This window comes from Rhodococcus opacus B4 (assembly GCF_000010805.1).
In the GTDB taxonomy this organism is placed as follows: Bacteria; Actinomycetota; Actinomycetes; order Mycobacteriales; family Mycobacteriaceae; genus Rhodococcus_F; species Rhodococcus_F opacus_C.
In genome coordinates, this window is the sequence record NC_012520.1 from 201,015 (window position 1) to 223,893 (window position 22,879).

The following is a 22,879-nucleotide window of genomic DNA, read 5'->3' on the forward strand; positions in this document are numbered from 1 at the left end:
ACGGCAGTAAGTGAGTGATGGGCAGCACGAGCTGGGCCACGAGGACCAAAAGTCCTCAGATGGCCTGCGGGCTGCTGATCAGCACCTGTTGATACAGAGTTCGTTCAGAACGGTCCGGCCGTGCCGGATGGGAATGGGTAGATCCGGCGGCGCCCGCGGGGTCAGCGGCACCGACATCAGCACCAGCACCACGGCCAGGGCGATCGCGACGACCGCGGCGACGGTCAGCGGGCGGAGCGGATTGTCGGAGCGGGGCATTGCGACGACGGTGTGCGTCTCGTGCGACAGGTGGGTCGATCCGTCATCGATGTGCGCGTGCCCGGGAGCGGATTCCTCGGCTGGCATGGATGTTGTGGACGAGGAGACGTGCACGTCCTCGCCCTGGTGATCGTGCGCCAGAAAGATCCCGCACTGGGCGATCGTGTGGGCGAGTAAATAGAGGGCAGCGGCGACCGCAACAACCGTCCGCATACGCGGGGGGCGTATCGCAAAGGCCGTCACAATTTCCCGACTCTAGCAGCGCGTACCTGGGCGCCGGTCCAGTTGATCGGCGGACACCAGGGCCTCCCGGGCGCGATATCCACTGGTCAGGAAGCCATCGGCAGGCACCACATGGTTCCGGTCACCTCGAGGACAGCCAACGCGAGCGGGGCGGCGGTCACCATCGCGACCACGGCGGCCGACAGCAGGCACACCCGCACCTTTGCGGTCCGCCGCGGCGGTGACGCCAGTCGTCCGGCCCGGTCCAGCAGGGCGATATTGCCGGCGCCGAGGGCCCCGTCGGGAACCTGGGCCGGAGCGCACAACGCGAGCAGCCCCGAGAGCAGGGCCCGCGAGCCGTGCGCGCGCGCCGCCGAGTCGTCCGCGCACATCTCCAGCAGGCGGCCGACCTCCACCGCACCGGCGGTGAACAGGGTCATGCCGGGCAACGAGGCGGCGAGCACCCGCAGAACGGCCAGGATCTGAGCGTGGTGCCCGGCCAGATGGGCGCGCTCGTGGGCCAGGACCGCCTGGACCTGCCGGTCATCGAGTGCGGCGAGGGCGGCGGTGGTGATCACCACGGCGTGCGGTCGCCCGGCGGCGCAGTAGGCGGCGCGCTCGGCATTGTCGATGACCACGGCGTCGACACCGCGCACCTGGTGGCCGATGAGGCGGGCCCGGCGGGCATGACCGTGGGTGCGGATCCGCAGCCGCATCAGCCCGACAGCGAGTCGGCCGGTGATCCACACGGTGATCGACACCACTGCCGTGGCCGCCGCGACTCCGGCCACCTCGAATGCGGTGTCGGCACCGCCGAGGCTCTCCTGCAGGCGGGCAAGGCAGGCCCCGAGCAGCGACTCGCCGGGACGAGCCCGATACCGGAGAAGGTCGAGAACAAGCAGCAGTGCGGCCATCGCCCACGAGAGCACCACACTGGCGATGGCCGCCGACCAGGCGATCACCCCCAGACGCGGGGCGAGGCCGCCATGGGTGATGCGGCGCAACACCGGCGGACCGAGGACGGCGACGAGCCCGCTGAACAGGGGGAAGCAGGCCGCTGCGCTCATCATGGGGCGGCGTCCTCGTCGGTGGCCATGCGTTGCAACGCCATCCGAAGTCCGGCGGCCTCCTCCTCACTCATCTGCTCGAAGAAGTGGGTCAAGACCACATCGGACCTGCCGCCGGATTCGAACGCCTCACGCATCAGCCGGGCACTGTGCTCCTCCCGGGTTAGGGTGGGCCAGTACCGGAATGCCTTGCCGCTGCGCTCACGCTCGAGCCATCCCTTGCGGTGCAGGTTGTCCATCGTCGACATCACGGTGGTGTAGGCGATCTCGCGGCCCCGGGCCATGTCGTCGAACACCTCACGGACCGTGGTCGATCCCTCTCGATCCCACAGCCGTTCCATCACTACCGCTTCGAGTTCTCCGAACCCGCGCACCCGCATCGCGCCCTCCCACCGTCTTCGCCGTCCCAGCGTACGACGTCCCGGCCCGGTTCCTGCGCCTCGGTCGTGCGCCCACCTGCGGCGACGTCACAGAACACCACTATCTACTATCTACGTACGTAGTACGTATATTGAGTTCGGAAGCTGATGTGAATCGACGAGGAGGCGTGGAAACGATGCTGGACATGGTGAGCAATCTGCAGGCGTGGTGGGACTGTCAGATGATGATGAGCGGCCAGATGTGTCAGATGTGTGACATGTGCTCGATGATGATGCCCTCGTAATCGATTGAGAGTCTTTCGGATTCAGAGAACCACGGTATGAGTCGGCCCCTGCCGGTCGGAGTCCGCTGGCTTGTGCCGGTTCTGGCGGTGATCGTTGTGTTGGTCGTCGCGCTCTGGCCACGACAAAAGCGATGACGACCCCTCCACCGGGCCGCCCACCGCAATCGCGACGGGCCGCGGAAGCGACCAGGCCGAACGGGGCCGACTCGCCGCCGCAGCAGCGCTACAGCCGTGTCCGACCGCAAAGGCGGAGACCGTCGACGCCGGAGCGCTGGGAGGAATCACCGCCCGCTGCCTCGGATCGACCACCGAGGTCGATCTCGGTGCCGCCCTGAGCGGTGAGCCGACCCTGATCAACGTGTGGGCCTCCTGGTGCGGGCCGTGCCGGGAGGAGATCCCCGTCCTCGAGGAATACGCGCACACCCCCGATGCCATCCGCGTCGTCGGCGTCGATGTCGACGACAGTTCCACCGCCGCGCTCGCCCTGCTCACCGAATTGGGCGCGCACTATCCGTCCTTCGGTGACACCGATGCCGGCGCCCTGCGCGGCGCCCTCGGGGCGCCGCCGGTGCTGCCGCTGAGCTTCCTCCTACGTTCGGACGGCTCGATTGCGCGCATCACCGAGCCTGCGGTTTTCGCCGAACCCGCCCAAATCCACCGAGCTGTCAGCGAACTGACCTCATGACCACACCGACGCCTCAGCGACTTCTCCGCCGCAGAGTAGTCCTCGCCGCCGTGTGCGCGGCCCTGCTCACCGCGCCGGCGTGTGCCACCGGTGCGGACGCCGTCGCCCAGGGCGGCACGTTCGACTTCGTCGCCCCGGGCGGGCAGACCGACATCTTCTACGACCCACCCCAGGCCCGGGGCAGCATCGGCGCCCTCACCGGACCGGACCTGATGACCGACCGACCGGTGTCGCTGGCCGACTACGCCGGGCATGTGGTGGTGATCAACCTGTGGGGCCAATGGTGCGCCCCCTGCCGCAGCGAGGCCGACGACCTCGAACGCGCCTACACCGCCACCGCGGACCGGGGGGTGAGGTTCCTCGGCATCAACGTCCGCGACCCGGGGCGCGACAAGGCGCAGGACTTCGTCGTCGACAACGCCGTCACCTACCCCTCGATCTACGACCCACCCATGCGCACCCTGCTGGCCCTCGGCGGCAGCTACCCGACCAGCGTCATCCCCTCCACCCTCGTCCTCGACCGCCAGCACCGGGTGGCCGCGGTGTTCCTGCGCGCCCTGCTCACCGAGGACCTGCAACCGGTCATCGAACGGGTGGCGGCCGAGCCGGGAGATCCGAGATGACCGTGCTCGCCCAGGAACTCGGGTCGAGCTTCCAGACCGCCGCCGCCACCGGACCGATGCTGCTGGCCCTCGGTGCCGCGGCGCTGGCCGGGCTGATCTCGTTCGCCTCCCCGTGCTGCATCCCCCTCGTCCCCGGCTATCTGTCGTATCTGGCCGGGATCACCGGCGCGGAGACCGAGTCCGCCCCCGGTGGTGCGATCGGGGTGCGCACGGCCACCCGCTGGCGGGTCACCGGCGCCGCGGTCCTGTTCGTCGCGGGATTCACCGTCGTGTTCGTTCTCGCCACCGCGTCGGTGTTCGGGGCGATCAGCGTGCTGCAACTGAACCGGGAACTGCTCGGGCGGATCGGCGGCGTGGTCACCATCGTGATGGGGCTGGCCTTCCTCGGCGCGATTCCGGCCCTGCAGAAGGACACCCGCCCGCATCCGCGGCGGATCTCCCACCTCGCCGGCGCCCCACTGCTCGGGGCCGTGTTCGGGCTCGGGTGGACCCCCTGCCTGGGTCCCACCCTCGCCGGGGTGCTGTCGGTGGCCGCCGGCACCGAGGGCGCCACCGCCGCCCGGGGGGTCACCCTGATCGTTGCCTACTGCCTGGGCCTGGGCCTGCCGTTCATCCTGCTCGGCTTCGGCTCCACCGCGGCCGTCCGCGGTGTCGGCTGGCTGCGGCGGCACTCGCGCACCCTCCAGATCCTGGGGGGCCTGACCCTCGTCGTGGTCGGGCTCGCCCTGCTCGCCGGCGCCTGGGATGTGTTCGTCGCCTGGATTCGGGACGAGTTCGTCACCGCCGTCGTCCTCCCCATCTGACCCCGGTGGGAACCGTGGGAAACAAGTGAATAGCGGCACAGAAGTGAAGAAAGTGTATTAGCGTTACGGCGTGTCGTCTTGACTTTGTCGCGCCGGTCCATGTGTTTGCTGCACCGCCGAAACCCCGGCGTGACTGCTCAGAAGGGACCTGCGATGCGCGGTATCACCTCCTCGGCGCTGACCGCCTGCACGAGAAGACTGCCCACCCTGTGCCTGGGTGCCTCCACGGCGGCGGCGATGGTGGTCCTCACGGCCCCGCCCGCCTCGGCCGCCCATCCCGGCCACGCGGATTCGTCGTCCGCGCTCGCCGCGGCGCTGGCCGACGCGGTCACCATGGTCGCCGACGCGGCGCAGCCGGACGTGGTGGTGGTCGATCCCAGTCGTTGGCAGACCGTCGCGAACATCGCGGCCGCCAGCCTGCGGAATGCCGAGGCGAATGGCTCGCTCGCCGATGCGTTCGAGGCCCAGCACCTGCTCGCCGGATGCCTGAGCGGTTTCGCCGCCGGGTCCGCCGCCGCCGAGGTGCTCGGTGCCTGCGCCGACGAGCTCGGCGCCGTCGACGGCGGCATCGCGCCGAGGTTGCTCGCCGCACTCGAACTCGGCGACGTCTCCGAATCCTCCGGTCCAGGCATCTTCGACCACACCGACCCGGCCGAGGCTGCGGCGGCACCCGACTCGGCGCTCGCCGAGGCCACCGTCCCGAACCCGGACGAGGAGCAGACCGCCGGCACCGGTGCCGAAACCGGTGAGGCCGAGGCCGACGCCGATCCCCAGAGCGAGCATCCCGGCCCCGAGGGCGCCGAGGACATCGAGGCCCCCTCACCCGAGGCGGACACCGGCGGCGACGCCGACGGATCCCACACCCACGACGGCGCCGACGCCGAGGGGGCCGCCGACGACGCGACCGGTGACGAGACCGGCGCCGTGACCGGTGCTGACGAGACCGGTGCTGACGAGACCGAGGACGGCGCGGCGGCTCCGCAGCAGCCCCGCACCTGGAATCGCCCCGGCACCAAGGAATTCGTGGCACCCAGCGCGGGCACCGTCACCTCCACCATGGGGGATGGGCGCGGCCACGAAGGCATCGACATCGCCAACACACTGGGTGCCCCGATCGTTGCCGTCGCGGACGGTGAAGTCATCGACGCCGGCCCGGCCCAAGGGTTCGGGTTGTGGGTGCGGATCCGGCATGACGACGGCACCATCACCACCTACGGGCACAACAACGACAACCTGGTCGAGGTGGGGGAGCGGGTCAAGGCCGGACAGCAGATCGCCACCGTCGGCAACCGCGGCAATTCCACCGGCCCACACCTGCACTTCGAAATCGAAGACCCGGACGGGGAGATCGTGGACCCCGTCAAATGGCTGGCCAAGCGTGGCGCCTCCATCGTCGGACTCGACTGAGCTGCAACCGCTGTTTCTCCGTCTCCGCAATCGGGTCGGACAGTCGGCGGCAGAGCTCGTGCAGCGGCACAGCGGCGGTGGAAGGGGACGGTGGTTGCCGATGATCGACGTCGAGGACAGCATCGTCATCGATTGCCCCATCGGCGAGGTCTTCGACTTCGTCGCAGATCAGACCAACGCACCCCGCTGGCAGAACGGACTCGAGCAGGTCCGCCGGATCACCGACGGACCCCCGGGGTGGGAACCAAACATGTTGTCGTCCGCAAGTTTCTGGGTCGGAGACTGGACTTGATCAACGAATACGCCCACTTCGAGCCGAACGCGGAGATCACCTTCACCGGTGCGTCCGGACCGAGCCGCTTCGAGGTGACGTACCGGACCGAGGAGACCGCCGAGGGAACCCGGCTCAGCTGCCACATGCGGATGGAGCAGAAGGGACTGTTCGCCCTCGGTGACCGGGTGGTGGCCGAGGGTCTGCGCAGAGACTTCGCCGCCAACCTACGAAACCTCAAGGCATTACTCGAAACCCGCGCAGAATAGCCGCAACCGATCCGGCCGCGACTTTATCTCGACAGACTGGGCGCCGCCCGGTTCCGCAGCGCTTTCCGGTGCCCGTATGCGGTCACCCCGCGCGGCTTGTACACCGCCAGCACCAGCGCGGCGAGTACCACGATCAGGGCGGCGGTGGCATGCACCAGATGGGTGGGGTCCTGCAAGACGGCTCGGTCGGCCTGCGACCAGCTCGGCTGCGCCGCGACGGTCGCGGCGTACTCGATCGAGCGGGTGTAGAGCACCAGCACCACGGTGGCGACCAGATTCAGCAGCAACTTCAGCAGCACCCAGTAGTGGCGAAACAAGCCCCACGCGGTGCCGAGCGAGCAGATCAACCCGGTGACCAGCGAGGCCAGCGCCAACGGCAGCAGCACCGCGTCGGCGAGCATCGCCATCACCTGATAGCCCCCGCGCACCTGTGCCGGATCGGCGCCGATCAGCGTGGCCGCGGCCACCACCAGGTACGTGACGATGGCACCGAGCCACCCCGCCGAGGCACCGATGTGCACGGTCAGCGCGAGCGTGCGCACCGGCGGCGACATCGTCACAGTGTGATCGGCCCGGTCAGCGCCTGCGGCAGGGCGCGGTCGGCGTCGAAGCCGGTCACCGGGTGCACGACCGTGGCGGGGGCGGACATGTGCCGTCCCGGACCGTGGTTGCCGCCACCGAACAGCATCACGGCGATGACCAGCACGAGCAGGAGGCCGACGACGACGGCGACCACCTTCACCCAGCGTGGCGTCCGGTGCTCGGAGCTGCCGCCGGCTGAACGGGGCGGCGGCGGTGGGGTGGGTGTGGGGTCGGTCATCGGCGGTAGCTCCCTCATCCACGAAGACAACTTTTGCGATACACACTGTCACATGCCAAGTCATGTTGTCGATAGTGCGGCGTTGCGTATACTTCGAGGGTGCCGAAGCTGTGGAACGAGACGATCGAATCGCATCGCCAGGCGGTGCGGGAGGCGACGATGGACGCCGCCGCGGCCGTGGTGGCCGAGTCCGGGCTCGCGGCGGTGACCATGTCGAAGATCGCCGAGCGCAGCGGGATCGGGCGGGCCACGCTGTACAAGTACTTCCCCGACGTCGACGCCATTCTCACCGCCTGGCACGAGCGCCAGATCGCAGGCCACCTGCACCATCTCGCCGAGGTCCGCGACCACACCGACGGCCCCGGCGCCCGCCTGGCGGCGGTGCTCGAGGCGTACGCGCAGATCCTCGCGCATCATCACACCGGTGCGATCGCGGCGGGGCTGCACCGCGGCGACCACGTGGCGCGCGCACAGCAACATTTGCACGAGTTCGTCCGCGACCTGCTCACCGACGCCGCGGAGACGGGCGAGGGCGAGGTCCGCGCCGACGCCACAACTGATGAGCTGACCTGGTACGTGCTGCACGCGGTCGCCGCGGCTGAAGGACTCGACTCACCCGCCGCCGTGCACCGGCTCGTCACGATCATCCTGGCCGGACTGCGGCCGCAGCGCTGACCGCGATCTCTGCACCCCGCCGCCGGTGGGGGTGTGATCTCAGGGCCGCGCGGCGTGCGCGAGAAACACCGGAATCGCCACGAAACCTCGGTCCGCCTGCCCGCGGCGAGTCTGGTCACCGATCCAGTCCTCGGACTCCTCGGACGTGATCGCGCCGACGGCGGCTGCGGCGTGGGCGATGCCGGTGAGCATCGGCAGCAGCGTGTGGTCGGTGAACACCCCGGTGTGAACTTCGATCTGGGCGTCGGTGAAGCCGGTGTCGAGCAGGAGGTTGCGGTAACGGCGGGCAGCGCGGGGCGCGGCGACGGTGTCGGCGCGGGCGTGGACGATGATTCGGGTGAGCTCGGGGTGATCGGAGTCGATGAAGAATCCGTCCCAGTCCTGCCCAATCAGGACGATGCGCCCGCCCGGAGCGAGCACCCGGCGCGCCTCGGTGAGCGCCGCAGTGGGATCGGCGAGGTCGTGAAAGACCTTCTCCGCCCGGTATCCCTGCACCGAGTGATCGGCCAGCGGAAGCTCGGCTGCATCCGCTTTCTCGAATCGGCAGTGCGGCCACCGCCTGCGGGCGATGGTCAGCATGTGCTCGTCCAGGTCGATCCCGAGACCATCCCATCCCTGCTCGGTCATCTCGGCGACGGCGCGACCGGCGCCGCAGCCCACGTCCACAATCACCGCTCCAGGTGGGGCGGCCAGTAGTTCGATCGATCGTGCCCGTAGTGCCGCGGCACCGGGGTAGTTGTCGATGACGTCGAGGAGCGCGACGAGGGCCTCGGTGTCAGGGGAGATGTTGGTGGTTGACATGACAGCCAGGATGCGACTTCATGTTGACATGAAGTCAAGCGACGACAGCCGCTCCTGGAGCATCGGTGAGGTCGCCGAGCGGTTCGGGATCGCCACGCACGTACTGCGCCACTGGGAAACGGTGGGGTTGCTGCACCCGTCGAGAGAAGGTGGCTCGCGCCGCCGATACGAGAAGTCGGATGTGTACGCGGTGGCGATGATCTTGCGCGCGAAGGAGGCCGGTTTCGGTCTCGACGACATCCGGGAGATGTTCGACACCGACGACCCGGTGAGGCGCACAGCCATTCTCGGGCGACACCGCGACGCTTTGGCCCGGCGGATCGCCCGCGCGCAGGCCTCGCTCGCCCTGATCGACTGTGCGCTCGACTGCGATCACGACGACATCGCGTCCTGTCCGCACTTTCACGCGGCGATCGACGCCCGCATCGGCGCGCTCGCGCCGTTGTCACTTCCGTGAGCGGCCAAGGGACTGCCGGTGGACCCACTACCGTGATGGCCGGACTTATGGGGATGCGGGCCGTGCCGCTCGGACGTAGTGCAGCAGCGGGCGGCGGTCGCCGCTTCCGGTGATCTCGAATCCGGCGCCGCTGATCAGACCGTCGAGTTCGTGGATCGGGTTGTGTTGCATGGCGTGCCCGCTGAGAGTTCCTACGAGGTGGTTCGCGATGCGGTTGCGCGGTGGCCGGAAGTCGGCGATGAACAGCCGGCCACCCGGCCGGAGCACCCGGAACGCCTCCCGCAGCGCGGTGGCCCTCAGCTCGGGTGGAATGTGGTGCACGGCCAGGCTGGAGATCACCAGATCCATCGACGCGTCATACAGCGGCAGGGCTTCGGCGCCCGCGAGCCGGAATGTGCAGTGCGGTGGTGAGACGCGCCGGGCGTAATCGATCACCGGCGGCGACGGGTCGATCCCCACCACGCGCCCGCCCGGCAGCACGGCGCGGGCCGCCCGGCGGGAGAAGTAGCCGGTGCCACACCCGATGTCGAGCACCTCGTCGCCGGGATGCGCCCCGGCGAGTGCCACCAGCCCGTCGAAAACCCGGCGGCGGAAACCACCGAATCCCACCGCGGAGAAACACTCGTACAGTCGCGCCCGCCGAATCAGTCCTCCGCTCCCGTCGTCGGCATGACCATCGGGGCCGCCCAGCAGCTTCCGACCGAGTCCCATGTGAAAGTCCTCCCTATGGTGATCGGTCAGCGCCCTGCAGGGTGTGCTGCTCGAGGTACGGATATCAGTGGGTGACAAGCCGTGCGGGGTCGAGGTCGAGTCGACGGAGAAGCTGCGCATTGAGCGCCACGACGATCGTCGAGACCGACATGGCCGCAGCCCCCTCCGCGGGCCTGACCCGGTTATGCGTCGGTTCGTTGACGAGTGTCGGCGGCGAACCCCCGCAAATCGGTGAGGGTTTTGTGAAGATTCGTTGAAGAAGAGGGCCGGTCGAGTGCGCCTGGCGCTGGCACGGTATTGAGTTGAGGAATCGGCGGGTCACGACCCGAGGAGAGTGTGCACCGATCTGGCGGCACTCGTTCGGGTTGCTGTGTGCGGGGGAAAGGGGTGGCACCTCGACCTGCACATCACGGCGTCTGATTCGACACCCTCACTGCCGTGCCGGCCGCCGGTGGTGCGCACACGCCTGACGCAGCGGCGCTGACGTCCCGATGACCACCGCAAGTGTTCCGAGGAGAGAGATGGACAGTTCGGGGTCCGCGGAGTCGGCGCCGGTGAACGCGGTGCTGACCGCATCGAGAAGAGCTTTCGGCAGGGATGGTGGCCGGCCCGCCGCGATTCCCCGGTACTGCGGGGCGTGGATCTGGTGCTGCAGCCGGGCGAGGTGGTCGGGCTGACCGGGGAGAACGGGTCGGGGAAGTCGACGTTGATGAAGATCCTCGTCGGCGAGTACCGGCCGGACGCCGGGACCGTGACCCGGTCGGGGCGGCTGGGCTACTGCCCGCAGCAGCCGGTGGTGTACGAAAGGTTGACCTGCGACGAACACTTCGAGCTGTTCGGTTGCGCCTACCGGATGACCCCGAACGAGGAGCGACGGTCCCGCCGGGGACTGTATGCGGCGCTCGGCTTCGAGCGCTACGCGGGCACCCGCGCCGACCGGCTGTCCGGCGGTACCCTCGCGAAGCTGAACCTCGGGTTGGCGATGCTCGCCGACCCGGAGGTGCTGCTGCTCGACGAGCCGTACTCCGGTTTCGACTGGGACACCTACCTGCGGTTCTGGGAACTGGTGGCGCACCGCCGCCACACGGGCACTCGGTGCTGATCATCAGTCACTTCGTCACCGACGAGCACCGATTCGACCGCATCGTCGACCCGCGCAACGGGCTGGCGGCGGCGAGATGAGAAGCGATAATCACCTGGCGGGGCCGGGCGAGGTCGTGTTACTCATCCACCGATTCCTGGTCGACTACGCCCGCAACCCGGTCAACATGCTGGTGCTGGTGCTGGTCCCGGTGGTGTTCGTGATTGTTGCGGCCGGGTCGATGGCCGATGCCGCGAAGCTGCTCGGCGGCGCGGGCGGGCCCGCGGTGGAAACCGCGACCGCCGGCTGGGCGGCGGGATTCCTCGCCGGTATCGCCAGGTTCTTCCAGATCGGCGGAGCCCGTGCCGCCGATCGGCGGATGGTGTCGGCGGGCCGTGCGCCGATGCGGTTGGTCGCTGCCCGGCTCGGGACCGGAGGGGTGCTGGGGGTGTTGGTCGCGGCGGCCCTGCTCGCCTTTGGCCGCGCGTACCGGCATCGGTGACCTCGGCCGGGCGATCGCCGGCACGCTGATGTTCGCGGTGATCTATCTGGCGATCGGCGCGCTGGTGGGGGCGGTGGTGCGCAACCCGGTCAACGGCACGTCCTCATCTTGTTCGTCTGGATTCTGGACGTGTTCTTCGGCCCCGCCGTGGGATCCCCCGATCGCATCGAAACCCGGTGGTTCCCGACGCATTTCGTGACGTTGTGGATGGTGGATATTCTGTCCCGGCACGGTGGCCGGATGAGGGACTTGGGCTGGGCGCTGGTGTGGATGTTCGCGGCACTGATCGTCAGCACCGCTGTCATCGCCGCCACCGTCGGTGTGTCCCGGCGGTCGCGTCGGCGCCCTCCAGTTGGATCCGGGTGGGGTCAGTTCTCGACCGGACTGCGGATGGGTCTGCGGGATTACCGCCGCAACCCGGTGCTGTGGGTGCTGCTGGTGGTGGTGCCGATCGTGTTCATCGTGTTGGCCAAGGCGATGACCGCGAGCGAGTCCGGCGTGTTCTCCCTGGTCGAGAGGGGCAGTACAGTGATGCAGGTGTTCTGGTTGCCGGATGTGCATGCCGGGACGATGACCCCGATCGCGGTCTCCTCGCTTGCGGCGTTGGCGGGGCTGTTCGTCGGGCTCGATGCGCGCGGAGGCGATCGGCGACTGACCTTGGCCGGCTTCCCTTTCCCCCTCCTGCTCGCGGTGCGGTTGACGATGATCGGGTTCGCCGCGGGTCTGGTCACCGTCTCGTCGCTGATGATCATCGCGACGGTGTTCGATGCTCGGCAGTGGGGTGTCTACGGCGGCGGGAACCTGCTCATGGCCGTGACCTACGGGCTGCTCGGGTTCAGCCTGGGGCCGAGCTTCGGGTGCGTGGGTGGGGTGTTCATCGCGTTTCTGGTGCCCTTTCTCGACCTCGGGATCGGCCAGAGTCCGATGCTGCGCCCAGAACCTGCGACCTGGGCACACGGCCTACCGGGATACGGGGCGATGCGGGTGTTGCTCGACGGCGGGTTGACCGCACGGTTCGACGAGGTCGGCCCACTGCTCGGAGCGTTGGTGTGGCTGCTCGCGCTCAGTGCGCTGGCGGGGCGGTTGTTCCACCGCGCCCACCCCCGTGCGTCCCCGCTTGGGCTCGTGATCCGGTAACGATGTGCCCGGGGTGCACATGACGACCCACATGACCGAGTCTGGTGATCGAGAACATGATCTCGAGTTGTCGACCACGCTCCGGTGAGCACGAACCATATACCCATAGAGGGTAGTGGTAATGGTTCTTGTCTCGTCGGCTGCGAAAAAGCGAGGTCAGTCAGGCTGAAGGGGTTCACCGCCAGCCTTCTTCATCGAATCTTCATCAAATCACTAACCAAGGCATACCCGGTGGGGGCACTCTCGGACATGACCGGGCAGGGAGCGGCGAGCACGGCGAAACCGGTTGCGGCAGAAGCGAGGGAGCAGCCGCTGTATCAGAGGCTGGGCTATGTCCCGGCTTCGTCGAAGGGCGGAACATCATGACGAACGAGGATGGGCGGGCGCCGTACGTCGGCAACGACGGAGACCGTGGGGTTGGTGAGGAACCGCAGGGAGTCGGTGGTCGCAGTCGTCACCGGTGGATGATGGCCTGCTGCATTCCGATGCTGATTGTCGCTGTCGCGCTGATCGCCAGCGGAACGGTGGGAATCGGGAGCCTGGTGTTCGCGCTGGCGTGCCTCGGGATGATGGCGGTGATGATGTTTTCGATGGGGGGACAACGGCATTGACTCCCGCGCCGTGGACGACGGTCATGGGGGCGCCGGGTCGCGTGCGTACCGACAGAAGTCAGCCTACCGAGCGGGACGCCGGCTTCGGCGCCGCCACAACGAAGAGGTGCCAGCGCGAATGAACACAACCGTCCTCGAGGTCAGTGGGGTGCACTGGGCGAGTTCGACGGCGACCGTCGAGGCCACCCTGCGCCGCCGACCGGGTGTCACCTCCGTGGAGGCGAATGCGGTCAACCAGACCGCCACCGTCACCTACGATCCCGGCCTCACGTCGGTGGTCGAACTGTCGAAGTGGGTGCGTGACTGCGGCTATCACTGCGCCGGGCGTTCGGTGCCCGATCACGTCTGCGACCCGATGTCCGAACCGGCCGCCGTGCGCGGCGAGGCAGGACACGCTCACCCCGCCCCGGAAGCTGCGGCACCCGCTGAGCCAGCCGCTCACGAAATGCCCGCCGGGCATGCGCCTGCGGGGCGGTTACCGCAGGAGATGATGGGACACGGCGGCGGTCACGCCGGGATGTCGATGGACGCCATGATCCGCGACATGCGCAACCGTTTCCTGGTGGCGCTGGTGCTGTCGGTCCCGATCATGTTGTGGTCCCCGATGGGCCGAGACATGTTCGGGTTCATGGTGCCGGCACCGTTCGGCCTGCGCGACGACGTCTTCACCCTGCTGCTGAGCCTGCCGGTGGTGTTCTACTCGGCGTGGATCTTCTTCGACGGCGCCTACCGGGCGCTGAGGGCGCGGACCCTGGACATGATGGTGCTCGTCGCCGTCGCGGTCGGGGCCGGCTGGCTCTACAGCGTCGGGGTGACCCTGACCGGCGGCGGGGACGTGTTCTACGAGGCCGCCACGATGCTGACCACCTTCGTGCTGCTCGGGCACTGGTTCGAGATGCGGGCCCGCGGCGGCGCGAACGACGCGATCCGCACCTTGCTCGAGCTCGCTCCGCCGCGGGCGGTGGTGCTGCGCGGCGGCGAACCGGTCGAGATCCCCACCGCCGAGGTCACCGCCGGGGACCTGCTGCTCATACGCCCGGGCGCGAAGATCCCGGTCGACGGCACCGTCGAGGACGGCCACTCCGAGGTCGACGAGTCCATGGTCACCGGGGAAAGCCTGCCCGTGACCAAACCGCCCGGCTCCGAGGTGATCGGTGCATCGATCAACACCACCGGCACCCTGCGGGTGCGGGCCACCAAGGTGGGCTCCGACACCGTGCTCGCGCAGATCGTCGCCCTGGTCCAGGAAGCCCAGAACTCCAAGGCCCCCGGGCAACGCCTGGCCGATCGGGCCGCGTTCTGGCTGGTGCTGGTCGCGCTGATCGGCGGCATCGGCACCTTCCTGGTGTGGGTGCTGGTCGGGGAGAGTGTGCAGACGGCGCTGCTGTTCGCGATCACCGTCGTGGTCATCACCTGCCCCGACGCCCTGGGTTTGGCCACCCCGACCGCGATCATGGTCGGCACCGGCCTCGGCGCCCAACGCGGGGTGTTGTTCAAGAACGCCACCGCGCTCGAGACGTCGGCGCGGATCGACACCGTGGTGATGGACAAGACCGGCACCCTGACCAAAGGCGAACCGGAGGTCACCGACGTGATCACCGACGGCATCATCGAGGACGAGTTCCTCGCGCTCGTCGCCTCGGTCGAACGCGAATCCGAGCACCCGCTGGCCGGTGCGATCGTCCGCTACGCCACCGACCGCGGCATCCCGCAGTTGCCGCTGACCGGGTTCGAGAACGTGCCCGGACACGGGGCCACCGCCCAGGTGCACGGCCGCCGGGTCGCGGTCGGCAACCGCAAGCTGATGGCCGCCGAACAGGTCGACTTCGGTGCACTGATGGACCGGCGGGACGAGCTGGCCCGGGGCGGGCGGACCGCGGTGCTCGTGGCCGTCGACGGCCACGGGGTCGGGGTGATCGCCCTGGCCGACGCCGCCCGCGACACCTCCGCCGCCGCCGTGTCCGCCCTCCACGACCTCGGCGCCGAGGTGGTCATGCTCAGCGGCGACAACGAGGCCACCGCCGCGCGCATCGCCGGGCAACTGGGCATCGACACCGTCATCGCCGAGGTCCTCCCCGGGGACAAGGCCGCCAAGATCGCCGAACTGCAGCGCGCGGGCAAGACGGTCGCGATGGTCGGCGACGGCGTCAACGACGCGCCCGCCCTGGCCCAGGCGGACCTGGGCATCGCGATCGGTGCCGGCACCGACGTCGCGATCGAGACCGCCGATCTGGTGCTGATGCGCTCGGACCCGCTCGACGTGCCGATCGCCCTGCGGATCGGGCGCGGCACGCTGCGCAAGATGCGGCAGAACCTCGGCTGGGCCGTCGGCTACAACGTCATCGCATTGCCGATCGCCGCCGGGGTCTTCGAACCCTCCCTGGGACTGGTGCTGCGCCCGGAGATCGCCGCCCTGTCGATGTCCGGGTCGAGCGTCATCGTGGCGGTCAACGCCTTGATGCTCAAACGGCTCGCGTTGCCCTCCCCACCCGAACCGCAGCTCACCCAGCCCCGGCCGGCGCCCGCACCCACTCCCACGGGTCCCCGATGAGCAAAGAGCATTCGGCACCAACCGAATTCACCGTCCACCCGCACGTCCGAGGAGGAGATCGTGGTCATCTTCTACGAGATACTGCTGGTCCTGGTGAGCGTGCTCATCACGTGGTTCTCGCTGTATGTCCTCTACCGCCTGATCACCGACGACTCCCGCCATCGATACCGGTGACGGTCGCGCACCCGTCCGCGGCCGACGCGGCGTACACGAATCGGCGTCGAAGAAACCCCTACGGAACTCCTCGTCGACCACCCCCTCGGTGCCGGGGATCGGGCATCTCCCGAGCATGCAAGACCAACCTCCCCGGGTCCGGGGTGAAAAGCACCTGTGTCCACAGCGAGAAAGGAATCTCCCTGCCATGAAAACCACGAAAATTGCCGTCGGCGCCGCCGCGGTCGCCGCCCTGGTCGCGTTGACCGCGTGCAGCAACTCCGGCAGCGATCAGTCAGCGCAGAGCAGTGCCTCGGCGAGCGTCACCGCCACCACAGCGGCCGCCGATACCCACAACCAGGCGGACGTGACGTTCGCGCAGCAGATGATTCCGCACCACGCGCAGGCGATCGAGATGTGCGATGTCGTGCTCGCCAAGAACGGTATCGACCCCCGGGTGACCGATCTGGCGAATCAGATCAAGGCAGCCCAGGGCCCGGAGATCGAGCAGCTGCAGGGCTGGTTGACCGAGTGGGGACAGTCCAGCATGCCGATGGCCACGTCCGGAATGATGACTCCGGGCCAGAGCATGCCGATGGCCACGTCCGGAATGATGACTCCGGGCCAGAGCATGCCGATGTCGGGCATGGAGATGCCAGGCGATAGCGGGATGGGAATGAGCGGAATGATGTCCGCCGAGGACATGACGGCACTGCAGAACGCTCAGGGCGTGGACGCCAGCCGGCTCTTCCTCACGCAGATGATCGCCCATCACCAGGGCGCGATCGCCATGGCGCAGACCGAAATCGACTCCGGTCAGTATCCCGACGCCGTCGCGATGGCACGCACCATCGCCGACACCCAACAACAGGAGATCACCACGATGCAGAACATCCTGGCCTCGCTGTGACACCCCGGCTTCGGGGAGTCGAACACCCAACGATGACCTCGTCCGAGGAGAACACAGTGAGCACCACCGCCAGCTACCACGTGTCCGGCATGACCTGCGCGCATTGCGTGAAGGCGGTCACCGAGGAACTCGACCGTCTCGATGCAGTGACGAGCGTCGACATCGACTTGGTTCCCGGCGGCGACTCACGGGTGAGGGTCACCAGCAGCCGGCCACTGTCGCTCGAGCAGGTACGTCACGCCGTCGACGAGGCCGGATACTCCCTGGCCGACCCACCCACCTGATCCACCCCCAACGCGCCCTCCCCGCGGCATCAGGAAGGTTTCGCGCCGGTTAGCACGAGGACGGACTCGACTCAGCGGCTCGACCCGGAGAGGACGCGCCGCGGTGATCGCCACCAGATCGCCCGCCACCGCATCGACGTGGCTGCCACGGCCGGTCAGCCCGACCCGACCGCACATGATGTACACGGCAGCCTCGCCGTGAATGGGAACACCGGCTATCGCCGGCCCGGGGGAGCGCGACGAGAGTCTGGCCCAGCCGGTGCTCGTGACCACCGAAGACCGTTGCCGCGCTCGGTCCGCTCGGCACGATGCGAGCGTCCTCGAGCCGATGCCGCGATCGCCGTCACCGAGTATTTCCTCGTCGCTGATCCCGGCGCAGCGGAAGGGCGATGGTGAAGGTACTGCCGGTTCCGGGGCCGTCACTGCGGGCGGTGATGTGACCGCGCTGCGCCTCGACAAGGGCCTTGGCGATCGCCAGTCCGATCCCGGCTCCGCCGTGTGCGCGGTCGCGTGCCGCGTCGACACGGTAGAACCGTTCGAACAGGTGCGGGAGGTGTTCGGCGGCGATGCCGTCGCCGGTGTCGGTCACCTCGATCACCAGCAGCTCGTGTCGGTGGCCGGCGGTCACCTCCACCCGGCCGCCGCCGGGGGTGTGGCGCAAGGCGTTGTCGAGCAGGTTGCCCAGCACCTGCCCGAGCCGCTCCGGGTCCGCCCACAGGCGGGGAAGGTGCGCAGGAACACGAGAGGTCAGTGCCACCTCCCTGGCGGCGTAGCGGTCCGCCGCGGCGGTGAGGGTGGTGGAGAGCAGTGCGGCGGGGTCCACCCAGGTGGGCTCGATCGAGGTCCGGCTCTCTTCGGCGTGGGAGAGTGCGTTGACGTCGTCCGAGAAACGGACCAGCCTACGGGTCTGATCGCGCAGCATGCCGATCGTGTCGGCATCCAATGTCTCGACGCCGTCCTCGAGTGCTTCCATGTACGCCTCGAGCACCGACACCGGGGTGCGGATCTCGTGGGCGAGGTCACCGAGAAGTTGGCGGCGGGTAGTCTCGACCGATTCGAGCCCGGCAGCCATCCGGTTGAACGCCTCGGCGAGGGCGTCGAAATCGTCCCCGAGGTGCGGGGGAGTGACCCGGATGTCATAGCGCCCGTCGGCCACCGCGGTCGCCGCGTACGACACCTCGGTCACCGACCGTTGCAGGCGCCGACTGAAGTACCAGGTCACCACCAACGCGGCCAGGGTGGCCACCCCGAGGGCTACCGCCAGGGAAATGGCTGTGGCGGAGCGGTACGCCTGCTCGGCGTGGAACTGCTCGTCGGAGAAGGCCGGTACCCCGGCGCGGTGCAGGTGCTCGCGGAAGAGCGGGGGGCCGACGAACACCGCGACTACCCAACAGGTTACGACGCCCGCAACCAGCACCAGCGATTGCGCCAGCAGCAGCCGGATGCCGAGGCCGGGGCCACGGCTGCGCACCGGACCTGGGCCGAGGGTGCGGGGTCGGTCCCCATGCGAGGTCATTGCCCGGTCCCCATCCGATACCCGATGCCGCGGACGGTGGTGACGTACCGGGGTGCGGCGGGGTCGTCGCCGAGCTTGCGGCGCAGGTGACCGACATGGACGTCGACAAGGTGTTCGTTCCCGACCCAGGACTCTCCCCACACGGCCTCGATCAACTGGCGCCGACTAAATGCCATACCCGGTCGGGACGACAAGACCGCCAGCACATCGAACTCGGTGCGGGTCAACATCACCGGCTGCTCGCCGAGACACACCTCCCTGCCCGCCACATCGATTCTCAGCGCCCCGAAGACCCGTGGCGGAGCCTCGGCCCCAGGCTCGGGTGCCGGTATCTCGTACACCGGCGCCTTCCGCGGTCGGCGCAACATGGCGCGGATGCGTGCCACCAGCTCCCGTGGGCTGAACGGTTTGGTGACGTAGTCGTCGGCGCCGACGGACAGCCCGATGATGGTGTCCATTTCCGCACTGCGGGCGGTCAGCATCACCACATAGGCGTCCGAGAACGTCCGCAGTTCGCGGCACACCTCGATTCCGTCCATGCCCGGCAGCCCGAGGTCGAGGACCACGACGTCGGGGTCGATTTCCCGGGCGAGTGTGAGCGCATCGACCCCGTTGTAAGCGACGGCGACCTCGAAGTGCTCCCGTTCGAGGTAACTGGCGACGACCGCGGCCAACGGGCGCTCGTCGTCGACCACCAAGGCCCGATATCCCGCGGCGCTCTCAGGCGACAGGGGCGGCGTGTTGTCCATGGTCTCCATCGTCGCCGGTGTCCTTCCAGATCCGGTACGCGTCGCCCCGAACCGGCCACATCTTCAGCGAAACTACACAGAACCCTCATCGATTCACCGCATCCGGAATCCACGATGGAGAGCAACGAAAGGCGAACAACCATGATGTGGTGGAACAACGGAATGGGCTACGGAATGGGCTGGGGCGGCTGGGTGCTGATGGCCGCGCTGATGGTCGCGTTCTGGGGGTTGGTCATCGTCGGGGTCATGGCACTGTTCCGCACCATCGGCGCGGACCGCCATCCTCCCTACGACACCGACGCCACCAGCAGGCCGAGCGCGGACAAGATCCTCGACGAACGCTTCGCCCGAGGGGAGATCGACGCCGAGGAGTACCGCATCCGCAGAGACCAACTACGCACCGGACATGACCGATAACCAGGTAGTACCGCAAATCAGCGTCGTTCGAGCACGGTGTGCCTGGATCCGTGGCACGCCGGGACCATCAACGCTTGCCCCTACGATCACACAGCCCCATTGACGATCCGTGAAGGTCGACGGGTCCGCCCGACCTTCACGCACCTGGCCACGATGGGTATTCCATGCACCGGCACGGACACATCGTTCGGCCGATACGCTCTCACGCAGCTGGAGCTGGTCGCGGACACTGGATGATCGACTGCCACAACGGATCATCAGAAACCGGGCATGATGTCCCGACTGGACTACGCCGGGTGATCTCGGCTCGTCTCAGGAGCGGACGAGACGGGCGATCGCGTCGGTGGCCTCTTTGATCTTCGCCTCCGCCTCGGGGCCGCCGGCGACCGCGGCGTCGACCACACAGTGGCTGATGTGGTCTTCGAGCAGCCCCATGGCCACCGCCTGCAAGGCCTTGGTCATCGCCGAGACCTGGGTGAGGATGTCGATGCAGTACTTGTCTTCCTCGACCATCCGCTGCAGACCCCGGGCCTGGCCTTCGATCCGCTTGAGGCGCTTGAGGTAGGCGTCCTTTTCGGTGATGTAGCCGTGCGCGGCATGGTCATGGCCGTCGGTCTCGGCAGGTGCCTGGGTGGCCGCGGGCGTGGGGGTGGCCATGGTGTCCTCCTGGTATCCGACCGTCATGTCGAGCACCCCCGATTATGCCCGCCCGGGGTATCGCGCCGTGTGTTCGGGCGGTCGGGGTACGGGCGGATCGCGGCGGCGGCGCACATCACCGCGCAACGGGCGACGGCCCGGGTCGCGGGATGCCGGGAAATCCGCCCCACCATCGTCCTCATCGAGGTCGTCCTCGTCGATCCCATGCTCGTCTCCTTTCGCTTTAATGGTGAAGTGGGGGCGGGCGGCGCCTGCACGCCCGCTCACCCCCACCCTTGCTGTGTGCGGGCTCGGCCTTATCCGGCGGTGGACTTGAACCGGCGCAGGCGCAGGCTGTTGCTGACCACGAACACCGACGAGAACGCCATCGCCGCACCGGCGAGCATCGGGTTGAGCAGCCCCATGGCGGCCAGGGGCAGGGCGGCGACGTTGTAGGCGAAGGCCCAGAACAGATTGCCCTTGATCGTCCCCAACGTCTTGCGGGCCAACCGGATCGCGTCCGCTGCCGCGCGGAGATCACCGCGGACCAGGGTCAGATCGCTGGCCTCGATCGCGACGTCGGTGCCGGTGCCCATCGCCAGACCCAGGTCGGCCTGGGCCAACGCTGCGGCGTCGTTGACGCCGTCACCGACCATCGCGACCACCTTGCCCGCATCCTGCAGTCGCTTGACGACGTCGACCTTGTCGGCGGGCAGCACCTCGGCGATCACTTCCTCGATCCCGACCTGGTCGGCGATCGCCCGGGCGGCGGCCGCATTGTCGCCGGTCAGCATGATCGGGGTCAGGCCCAGACCGCGCAGCTGCTCAATCGCCTCGGCGGAGGTGGCCTTGACCGCGTCGGCGACGACGAGGACCGCGCGGGCCCGCCCGTCCCAGCCGACGGCCACGGCGGTCTTGCCGTCGGCTTCGGCTGCGGCCATCGCGTTTTCGAGCGCCTCGGGTAGGTGCTGCGCCCAGTCGGCGAGTAGGCGGGCGCGCCCGACGATCACGGCGTGCTCGTCGATCATGCCCTGGACGCCGAGGCCTTCGATGTTGGCGAACTGATCGACTGCCGGGAGGGCACCGACCTGCTCGCGCGCACCCTTGGCGATGGCCTGGGCGATGGGGTGCTCGGAGGAGTCCTCGAGCGCCCCGGCCAGGCGCAGCACCTGCGCGGTGTCTTCGCCGTCGGCGGTGATCACATCGAGTAGGGTCATCTTGCCGGTGGTGACGGTGCCGGTCTTGTCGAGGACGACGGTGTCGACCCGGCGGGTGGATTCGAGCACCTCGGGTCCCTTGATCAGGATGCCGAGTTGGGCGCCGCGGCCGGTGCCGACCATCAACGCGGTGGGGGTGGCCAGCCCGAGGGCGCAGGGGCAGGCGATGATCAGCACCGCGACGGCGGCGGTGAAGGCGGCCGCGACTCCGCCGCCGGTGCCGATCCAGAAGCCGAGCGTCGCAACGGCCAGGGCGATGACGATCGGGACGAAGACGCCGGAGATCTTGTCGGCCAACCGTTGGGCCTGCGCCTTGCCGGTCTGGGCGTCCTCGACGAGTTTCGCCATCTGCGCAAGCTGGGTGTCCGAGCCGATTCGGTTGGCGCGGACCACGATCCGACCGCCGACGTTGACGGTGGCGCCGACGACCTGGTCGTCGGGTCCGACCTCGACGGGCACGGATTCGCCGGTCAGCATCGACGCGTCGACCGCGGAGGAGCCTTCGGTGACGACACCGTCGGTGGCGATCTTCTCGCCAGGGCGGACGACGAACTCGTCCCCGACGGCAAGCTGATCGATGCCGATGCGCTCTTCGACGCCGTTCCGCAGCACCGAGACCTCTTTGGCGCCGAGTTCGAGCAGGGCCCGCAGGGCTGCACCGGCGCGCCGCTTGGAGCGGGCCTCGAAGTAGCGGCCGGCGAGGATGAAGGTGGTCACCCCGGCGGCGGCCTCGAGGTAGATGTTGCCGGCGCCGTCGCTGCGGGAGATGGTCAGCTCGAACGGGTGGGTCATGCCGGTCATTCCGGCGGTGCCCCAGAACAGGGCGTACAGCGACCAGCCGAGGGCGGCGATGGTGCCCATGGAGATGAGGGTGTCCATGGTGGAGGTGCCGTGCCGCAGGTTGGTGAAGGCGGCCTTGTGGAACGGCCACGCACCCCACACCACCACGGGGGCGGCGAGGGTCAGTGAGAGCCACTGCCAGTTGGGGAACTGCAGGGCCGGAACCATGGCCATGGCGATCACCGGCACGGACAGCACCAGCGATATCAGCAGCCGCTGGCGCCACGATGCGGTCGGGTCCTGCTCTGCGGCGGGGGCGTCGGTGCCGGTGGAGGCGGAGGGTGGCGTGGGGACCTTGGCGGTGTAGCCGGCCTGCTCGACGGTGGCCACGAGATCCTCGGTCGACACATCACCGACGTAGTTGACGCGTGCCTTCTCGGTGGCGTAGTTCACCGTGGCGGTGACGCCGTCGAGCTTGTTGAGCTTCTTCTCGATCCGGTTCGCGCACGAGGCGCAGGTCATGCCACCAATTTCGAGCTCGACCTGGCCGTCGGCGGTCGGGTGCTGCGTGACGGGATTCATCGTTCCTCCTCTCGGGGCGT

The 22,879-nt window shown here is 68.6% G+C and carries 26 protein-coding genes and 1 pseudogene; 16 read left to right on the plus strand and 11 right to left on the minus strand.

Features of this window, described 5'->3' with window-relative positions:
* Nucleotides 1-78: 78 nt before the first annotated feature.
* The 3 genes from ROP_RS36930 to ROP_RS36940 all read right to left on the minus strand — a co-directional run bounded on the left by ROP_RS36930 (nt 79) and on the right by ROP_RS36940 (nt 1,927).
* Nucleotides 79-471: a hypothetical protein gene (locus tag ROP_RS36930; RefSeq protein WP_007296092.1), complete on the minus strand. Its 393-nt coding sequence runs from the start codon at nt 469-471 to the stop codon at nt 79-81.
* A 116-nt stretch (nt 472-587) separates the two neighbouring features.
* On the minus strand, nt 588-1,550 hold the full coding sequence (locus ROP_RS36935; RefSeq protein WP_007296091.1) for a M56 family metallopeptidase: 963 nt from the start codon (nt 1,548-1,550) through the stop codon (nt 588-590).
* The gene (locus ROP_RS36940) at nt 1,547-1,927 is read right to left on the minus strand and encodes a BlaI/MecI/CopY family transcriptional regulator (RefSeq protein ID WP_007296090.1); all 381 of its coding nucleotides are present in this window, start codon (nt 1,925-1,927) and stop codon (nt 1,547-1,549) included. Before ROP_RS36940 ends, ROP_RS36935 begins: the two co-directional genes overlap by 4 nt.
* A 378-nt stretch (nt 1,928-2,305) precedes the next feature.
* Between ROP_RS36940 and ROP_RS36945 the strand changes: the two genes are divergently transcribed.
* From ROP_RS36945 to ROP_RS44570, 6 genes are all read left to right on the plus strand, one after another.
* Nucleotides 2,306-2,896, plus strand: a complete 591-nt coding sequence (locus tag ROP_RS36945) for a TlpA family protein disulfide reductase (RefSeq protein ID WP_007296089.1) — start codon at nt 2,306-2,308, stop codon at nt 2,894-2,896.
* Nucleotides 2,893-3,519: a TlpA disulfide reductase family protein gene (locus tag ROP_RS36950; RefSeq protein WP_012686852.1), complete on the plus strand. Its 627-nt coding sequence runs from the start codon at nt 2,893-2,895 to the stop codon at nt 3,517-3,519. Before ROP_RS36945 ends, ROP_RS36950 begins: the two co-directional genes overlap by 4 nt.
* Nucleotides 3,516-4,322 (plus strand): cytochrome c biogenesis CcdA family protein, encoded by an 807-nt coding sequence (locus ROP_RS36955; protein ID WP_007296087.1) that lies wholly within the window; start codon nt 3,516-3,518, stop codon nt 4,320-4,322. The genes ROP_RS36950 and ROP_RS36955 overlap by 4 nt, the downstream gene beginning before the upstream one ends.
* Nucleotides 4,323-4,475: 153 nt before the next feature.
* Entirely contained in the window at nt 4,476-5,729 is a 1,254-nt protein-coding gene (locus tag ROP_RS36960; protein WP_050785263.1) for a M23 family metallopeptidase, read from the plus strand.
* Nucleotides 5,730-5,829: 100 nt separating this feature from the next.
* Entirely contained in the window at nt 5,830-6,021 is a 192-nt protein-coding gene (locus ROP_RS44565) for an SRPBCC family protein (protein ID WP_231869105.1), read from the plus strand.
* Entirely contained in the window at nt 5,967-6,269 is a 303-nt protein-coding gene (locus tag ROP_RS44570; RefSeq protein WP_328799687.1) for an SRPBCC family protein, read from the plus strand. Before ROP_RS44565 ends, ROP_RS44570 begins: the two co-directional genes overlap by 55 nt.
* Nucleotides 6,270-6,292: 23 nt before the next feature.
* Here the strand turns inward: ROP_RS44570 and ROP_RS36970 are convergent, their stop codons facing one another.
* A complete protein-coding gene (locus ROP_RS36970; protein WP_039950558.1) occupies nt 6,293-6,823 on the minus strand; it encodes a hypothetical protein in 531 nt (176 codons plus the stop codon).
* A gap of 2 nt (nt 6,824-6,825) precedes the next feature.
* On the minus strand, nt 6,826-7,089 hold the full coding sequence (locus ROP_RS36975; RefSeq protein ID WP_007296084.1) for a hypothetical protein: 264 nt from the start codon (nt 7,087-7,089) through the stop codon (nt 6,826-6,828).
* A gap of 99 nt (nt 7,090-7,188) precedes the next feature.
* On the opposite strand from ROP_RS36975, the gene ROP_RS36980 reads away from it, so the two are divergent.
* Nucleotides 7,189-7,764, plus strand: coding sequence for a TetR/AcrR family transcriptional regulator (locus ROP_RS36980; protein ID WP_007296083.1), 576 nt, complete (start codon nt 7,189-7,191; stop codon nt 7,762-7,764).
* 39 nt (nt 7,765-7,803) lie between these two features.
* Here ROP_RS36980 and ROP_RS36985 read toward each other — a convergent pair whose 3' ends face one another.
* The gene (locus tag ROP_RS36985; protein ID WP_007296082.1) at nt 7,804-8,565 is read right to left on the minus strand and encodes a methyltransferase domain-containing protein; all 762 of its coding nucleotides are present in this window, start codon (nt 8,563-8,565) and stop codon (nt 7,804-7,806) included.
* Nucleotides 8,566-8,593: 28 nt separating this feature from the next.
* Here ROP_RS36985 and ROP_RS36990 point away from each other — a divergent pair, with 28 nt between their 5' ends.
* Nucleotides 8,594-9,022: a MerR family transcriptional regulator gene (locus tag ROP_RS36990; RefSeq protein WP_012686857.1), complete on the plus strand. Its 429-nt coding sequence runs from the start codon at nt 8,594-8,596 to the stop codon at nt 9,020-9,022.
* 45 nt (nt 9,023-9,067) lie between these two features.
* On the opposite strand, the gene ROP_RS36995 is transcribed toward ROP_RS36990, so the two are convergent.
* Nucleotides 9,068-9,733 (minus strand): class I SAM-dependent methyltransferase, encoded by a 666-nt coding sequence (locus tag ROP_RS36995; RefSeq protein WP_007296080.1) that lies wholly within the window; start codon nt 9,731-9,733, stop codon nt 9,068-9,070.
* A gap of 574 nt (nt 9,734-10,307) precedes the next feature.
* Here ROP_RS36995 and ROP_RS37000 point away from each other — a divergent pair.
* From ROP_RS37000 to ROP_RS37025, 7 genes and pseudogenes are all read left to right on the plus strand, one after another.
* Nucleotides 10,308-10,915, plus strand: a pseudogene (locus tag ROP_RS37000) (ATP-binding cassette domain-containing protein).
* Nucleotides 10,912-11,316: a hypothetical protein gene (locus ROP_RS45140; protein ID WP_012686859.1), complete on the plus strand. Its 405-nt coding sequence runs from the start codon at nt 10,912-10,914 to the stop codon at nt 11,314-11,316. The pseudogene ROP_RS37000 and the gene ROP_RS45140 overlap by 4 nt, the downstream one beginning before the upstream one ends.
* 108 nt (nt 11,317-11,424) lie before the next feature.
* A complete protein-coding gene (locus ROP_RS37005) occupies nt 11,425-12,453 on the plus strand; it encodes a hypothetical protein (protein WP_012686860.1) in 1,029 nt (342 codons plus the stop codon).
* Between the two features lie 362 nt (nt 12,454-12,815).
* A complete protein-coding gene (locus ROP_RS37010; RefSeq protein WP_007296076.1) occupies nt 12,816-13,064 on the plus strand; it encodes a hypothetical protein in 249 nt (82 codons plus the stop codon).
* Nucleotides 13,065-13,182: 118 nt separating this feature from the next.
* On the plus strand, nt 13,183-15,615 hold the full coding sequence (locus tag ROP_RS37015; protein ID WP_007296075.1) for a heavy metal translocating P-type ATPase: 2,433 nt from the start codon (nt 13,183-13,185) through the stop codon (nt 15,613-15,615).
* A gap of 361 nt (nt 15,616-15,976) precedes the next feature.
* Nucleotides 15,977-16,678, plus strand: coding sequence for a DUF305 domain-containing protein (locus ROP_RS37020; protein WP_012686861.1), 702 nt, complete (start codon nt 15,977-15,979; stop codon nt 16,676-16,678).
* 56 nt (nt 16,679-16,734) lie between these two features.
* Nucleotides 16,735-16,962 (plus strand): heavy-metal-associated domain-containing protein, encoded by a 228-nt coding sequence (locus tag ROP_RS37025; protein ID WP_373418960.1) that lies wholly within the window; start codon nt 16,735-16,737, stop codon nt 16,960-16,962.
* 343 nt (nt 16,963-17,305) lie between these two features.
* Here ROP_RS37025 and ROP_RS37030 read toward each other — a convergent pair whose 3' ends face one another.
* Both ROP_RS37030 and ROP_RS37035 read right to left on the minus strand, forming a co-directional pair.
* Complete coding sequence (locus ROP_RS37030; RefSeq protein ID WP_007296071.1) at nt 17,306-18,478, minus strand: sensor histidine kinase; 1,173 nt, start codon at nt 18,476-18,478, stop codon at nt 17,306-17,308.
* The gene (locus tag ROP_RS37035; protein WP_007296070.1) at nt 18,475-19,236 is read right to left on the minus strand and encodes a response regulator transcription factor; all 762 of its coding nucleotides are present in this window, start codon (nt 19,234-19,236) and stop codon (nt 18,475-18,477) included. Before ROP_RS37035 ends, ROP_RS37030 begins: the two co-directional genes overlap by 4 nt.
* 132 nt (nt 19,237-19,368) lie before the next feature.
* Between ROP_RS37035 and ROP_RS37040 the strand changes: the two genes are divergently transcribed.
* Nucleotides 19,369-19,644: an SHOCT domain-containing protein gene (locus ROP_RS37040; protein WP_007296069.1), complete on the plus strand. Its 276-nt coding sequence runs from the start codon at nt 19,369-19,371 to the stop codon at nt 19,642-19,644.
* 312 nt (nt 19,645-19,956) lie between these two features.
* Here the strand turns inward: ROP_RS37040 and ROP_RS37045 are convergent, their stop codons facing one another.
* On the minus strand, nt 19,957-20,301 hold the full coding sequence (locus ROP_RS37045) for a metal-sensitive transcriptional regulator (RefSeq protein WP_012686863.1): 345 nt from the start codon (nt 20,299-20,301) through the stop codon (nt 19,957-19,959).
* Between the two features lie 296 nt (nt 20,302-20,597).
* Nucleotides 20,598-22,859 carry a heavy metal translocating P-type ATPase gene (locus tag ROP_RS37050; RefSeq protein WP_007296067.1) on the minus strand — a complete coding sequence of 754 codons (2,262 nt, stop codon included), beginning with the start codon at nt 22,857-22,859 and terminating at the stop codon, nt 20,598-20,600.
* Between the last annotated feature and the right edge of the window lie 20 nt (nt 22,860-22,879).

Excerpts from the sequence above, each read along its gene's own strand:
- ROP_RS36970 (WP_039950558.1), bottom strand. The coding sequence starts at position 6,823 with ATGTCGCCGCCGGTGCGCACGCTCGCGCTGACCGTGCACATCGGTGCC.
- ROP_RS37015 (WP_007296075.1), top strand. The coding sequence starts at position 13,183 with ATGAACACAACCGTCCTCGAGGTCAGTGGGGTGCACTGGGCGAGTTCG.
- ROP_RS36955 (WP_007296087.1), top strand. The coding sequence starts at position 3,516 with ATGACCGTGCTCGCCCAGGAACTCGGGTCGAGCTTCCAGACCGCCGCC.
- ROP_RS36990 (WP_012686857.1), top strand. The coding sequence starts at position 8,594 with ATGAAGTCAAGCGACGACAGCCGCTCCTGGAGCATCGGTGAGGTCGCC.
- ROP_RS36975 (WP_007296084.1), bottom strand. The coding sequence starts at position 7,089 with ATGACCGACCCCACACCCACCCCACCGCCGCCGCCCCGTTCAGCCGGC.
- ROP_RS36995 (WP_007296080.1), bottom strand. The coding sequence starts at position 9,733 with ATGGGACTCGGTCGGAAGCTGCTGGGCGGCCCCGATGGTCATGCCGAC.
- ROP_RS37010 (WP_007296076.1), top strand. The coding sequence starts at position 12,816 with ATGACGAACGAGGATGGGCGGGCGCCGTACGTCGGCAACGACGGAGAC.
- ROP_RS36940 (WP_007296090.1), bottom strand. The coding sequence starts at position 1,927 with ATGCGGGTGCGCGGGTTCGGAGAACTCGAAGCGGTAGTGATGGAACGG.
- ROP_RS37040 (WP_007296069.1), top strand. The coding sequence starts at position 19,369 with ATGATGTGGTGGAACAACGGAATGGGCTACGGAATGGGCTGGGGCGGC.
- ROP_RS37045 (WP_012686863.1), bottom strand. The coding sequence starts at position 20,301 with ATGGCCACCCCCACGCCCGCGGCCACCCAGGCACCTGCCGAGACCGAC.
- ROP_RS44565 (WP_231869105.1), top strand. The coding sequence starts at position 5,830 with ATGATCGACGTCGAGGACAGCATCGTCATCGATTGCCCCATCGGCGAG.
- ROP_RS37035 (WP_007296070.1), bottom strand. The coding sequence starts at position 19,236 with ATGGAGACCATGGACAACACGCCGCCCCTGTCGCCTGAGAGCGCCGCG.
- ROP_RS37020 (WP_012686861.1), top strand. The coding sequence starts at position 15,977 with ATGAAAACCACGAAAATTGCCGTCGGCGCCGCCGCGGTCGCCGCCCTG.
- ROP_RS36935 (WP_007296091.1), bottom strand. The coding sequence starts at position 1,550 with ATGATGAGCGCAGCGGCCTGCTTCCCCCTGTTCAGCGGGCTCGTCGCC.
- ROP_RS36930 (WP_007296092.1), bottom strand. The coding sequence starts at position 471 with ATGCGGACGGTTGTTGCGGTCGCCGCTGCCCTCTATTTACTCGCCCAC.
- ROP_RS36960 (WP_050785263.1), top strand. The coding sequence starts at position 4,476 with ATGCGCGGTATCACCTCCTCGGCGCTGACCGCCTGCACGAGAAGACTG.
- ROP_RS45140 (WP_012686859.1), top strand. The coding sequence starts at position 10,912 with ATGAGAAGCGATAATCACCTGGCGGGGCCGGGCGAGGTCGTGTTACTC.
- ROP_RS37030 (WP_007296071.1), bottom strand. The coding sequence starts at position 18,478 with ATGACCTCGCATGGGGACCGACCCCGCACCCTCGGCCCAGGTCCGGTG.
- ROP_RS37050 (WP_007296067.1), bottom strand. The coding sequence starts at position 22,859 with ATGAATCCCGTCACGCAGCACCCGACCGCCGACGGCCAGGTCGAGCTC.
- ROP_RS36950 (WP_012686852.1), top strand. The coding sequence starts at position 2,893 with ATGACCACACCGACGCCTCAGCGACTTCTCCGCCGCAGAGTAGTCCTC.
- ROP_RS36985 (WP_007296082.1), bottom strand. The coding sequence starts at position 8,565 with ATGTCAACCACCAACATCTCCCCTGACACCGAGGCCCTCGTCGCGCTC.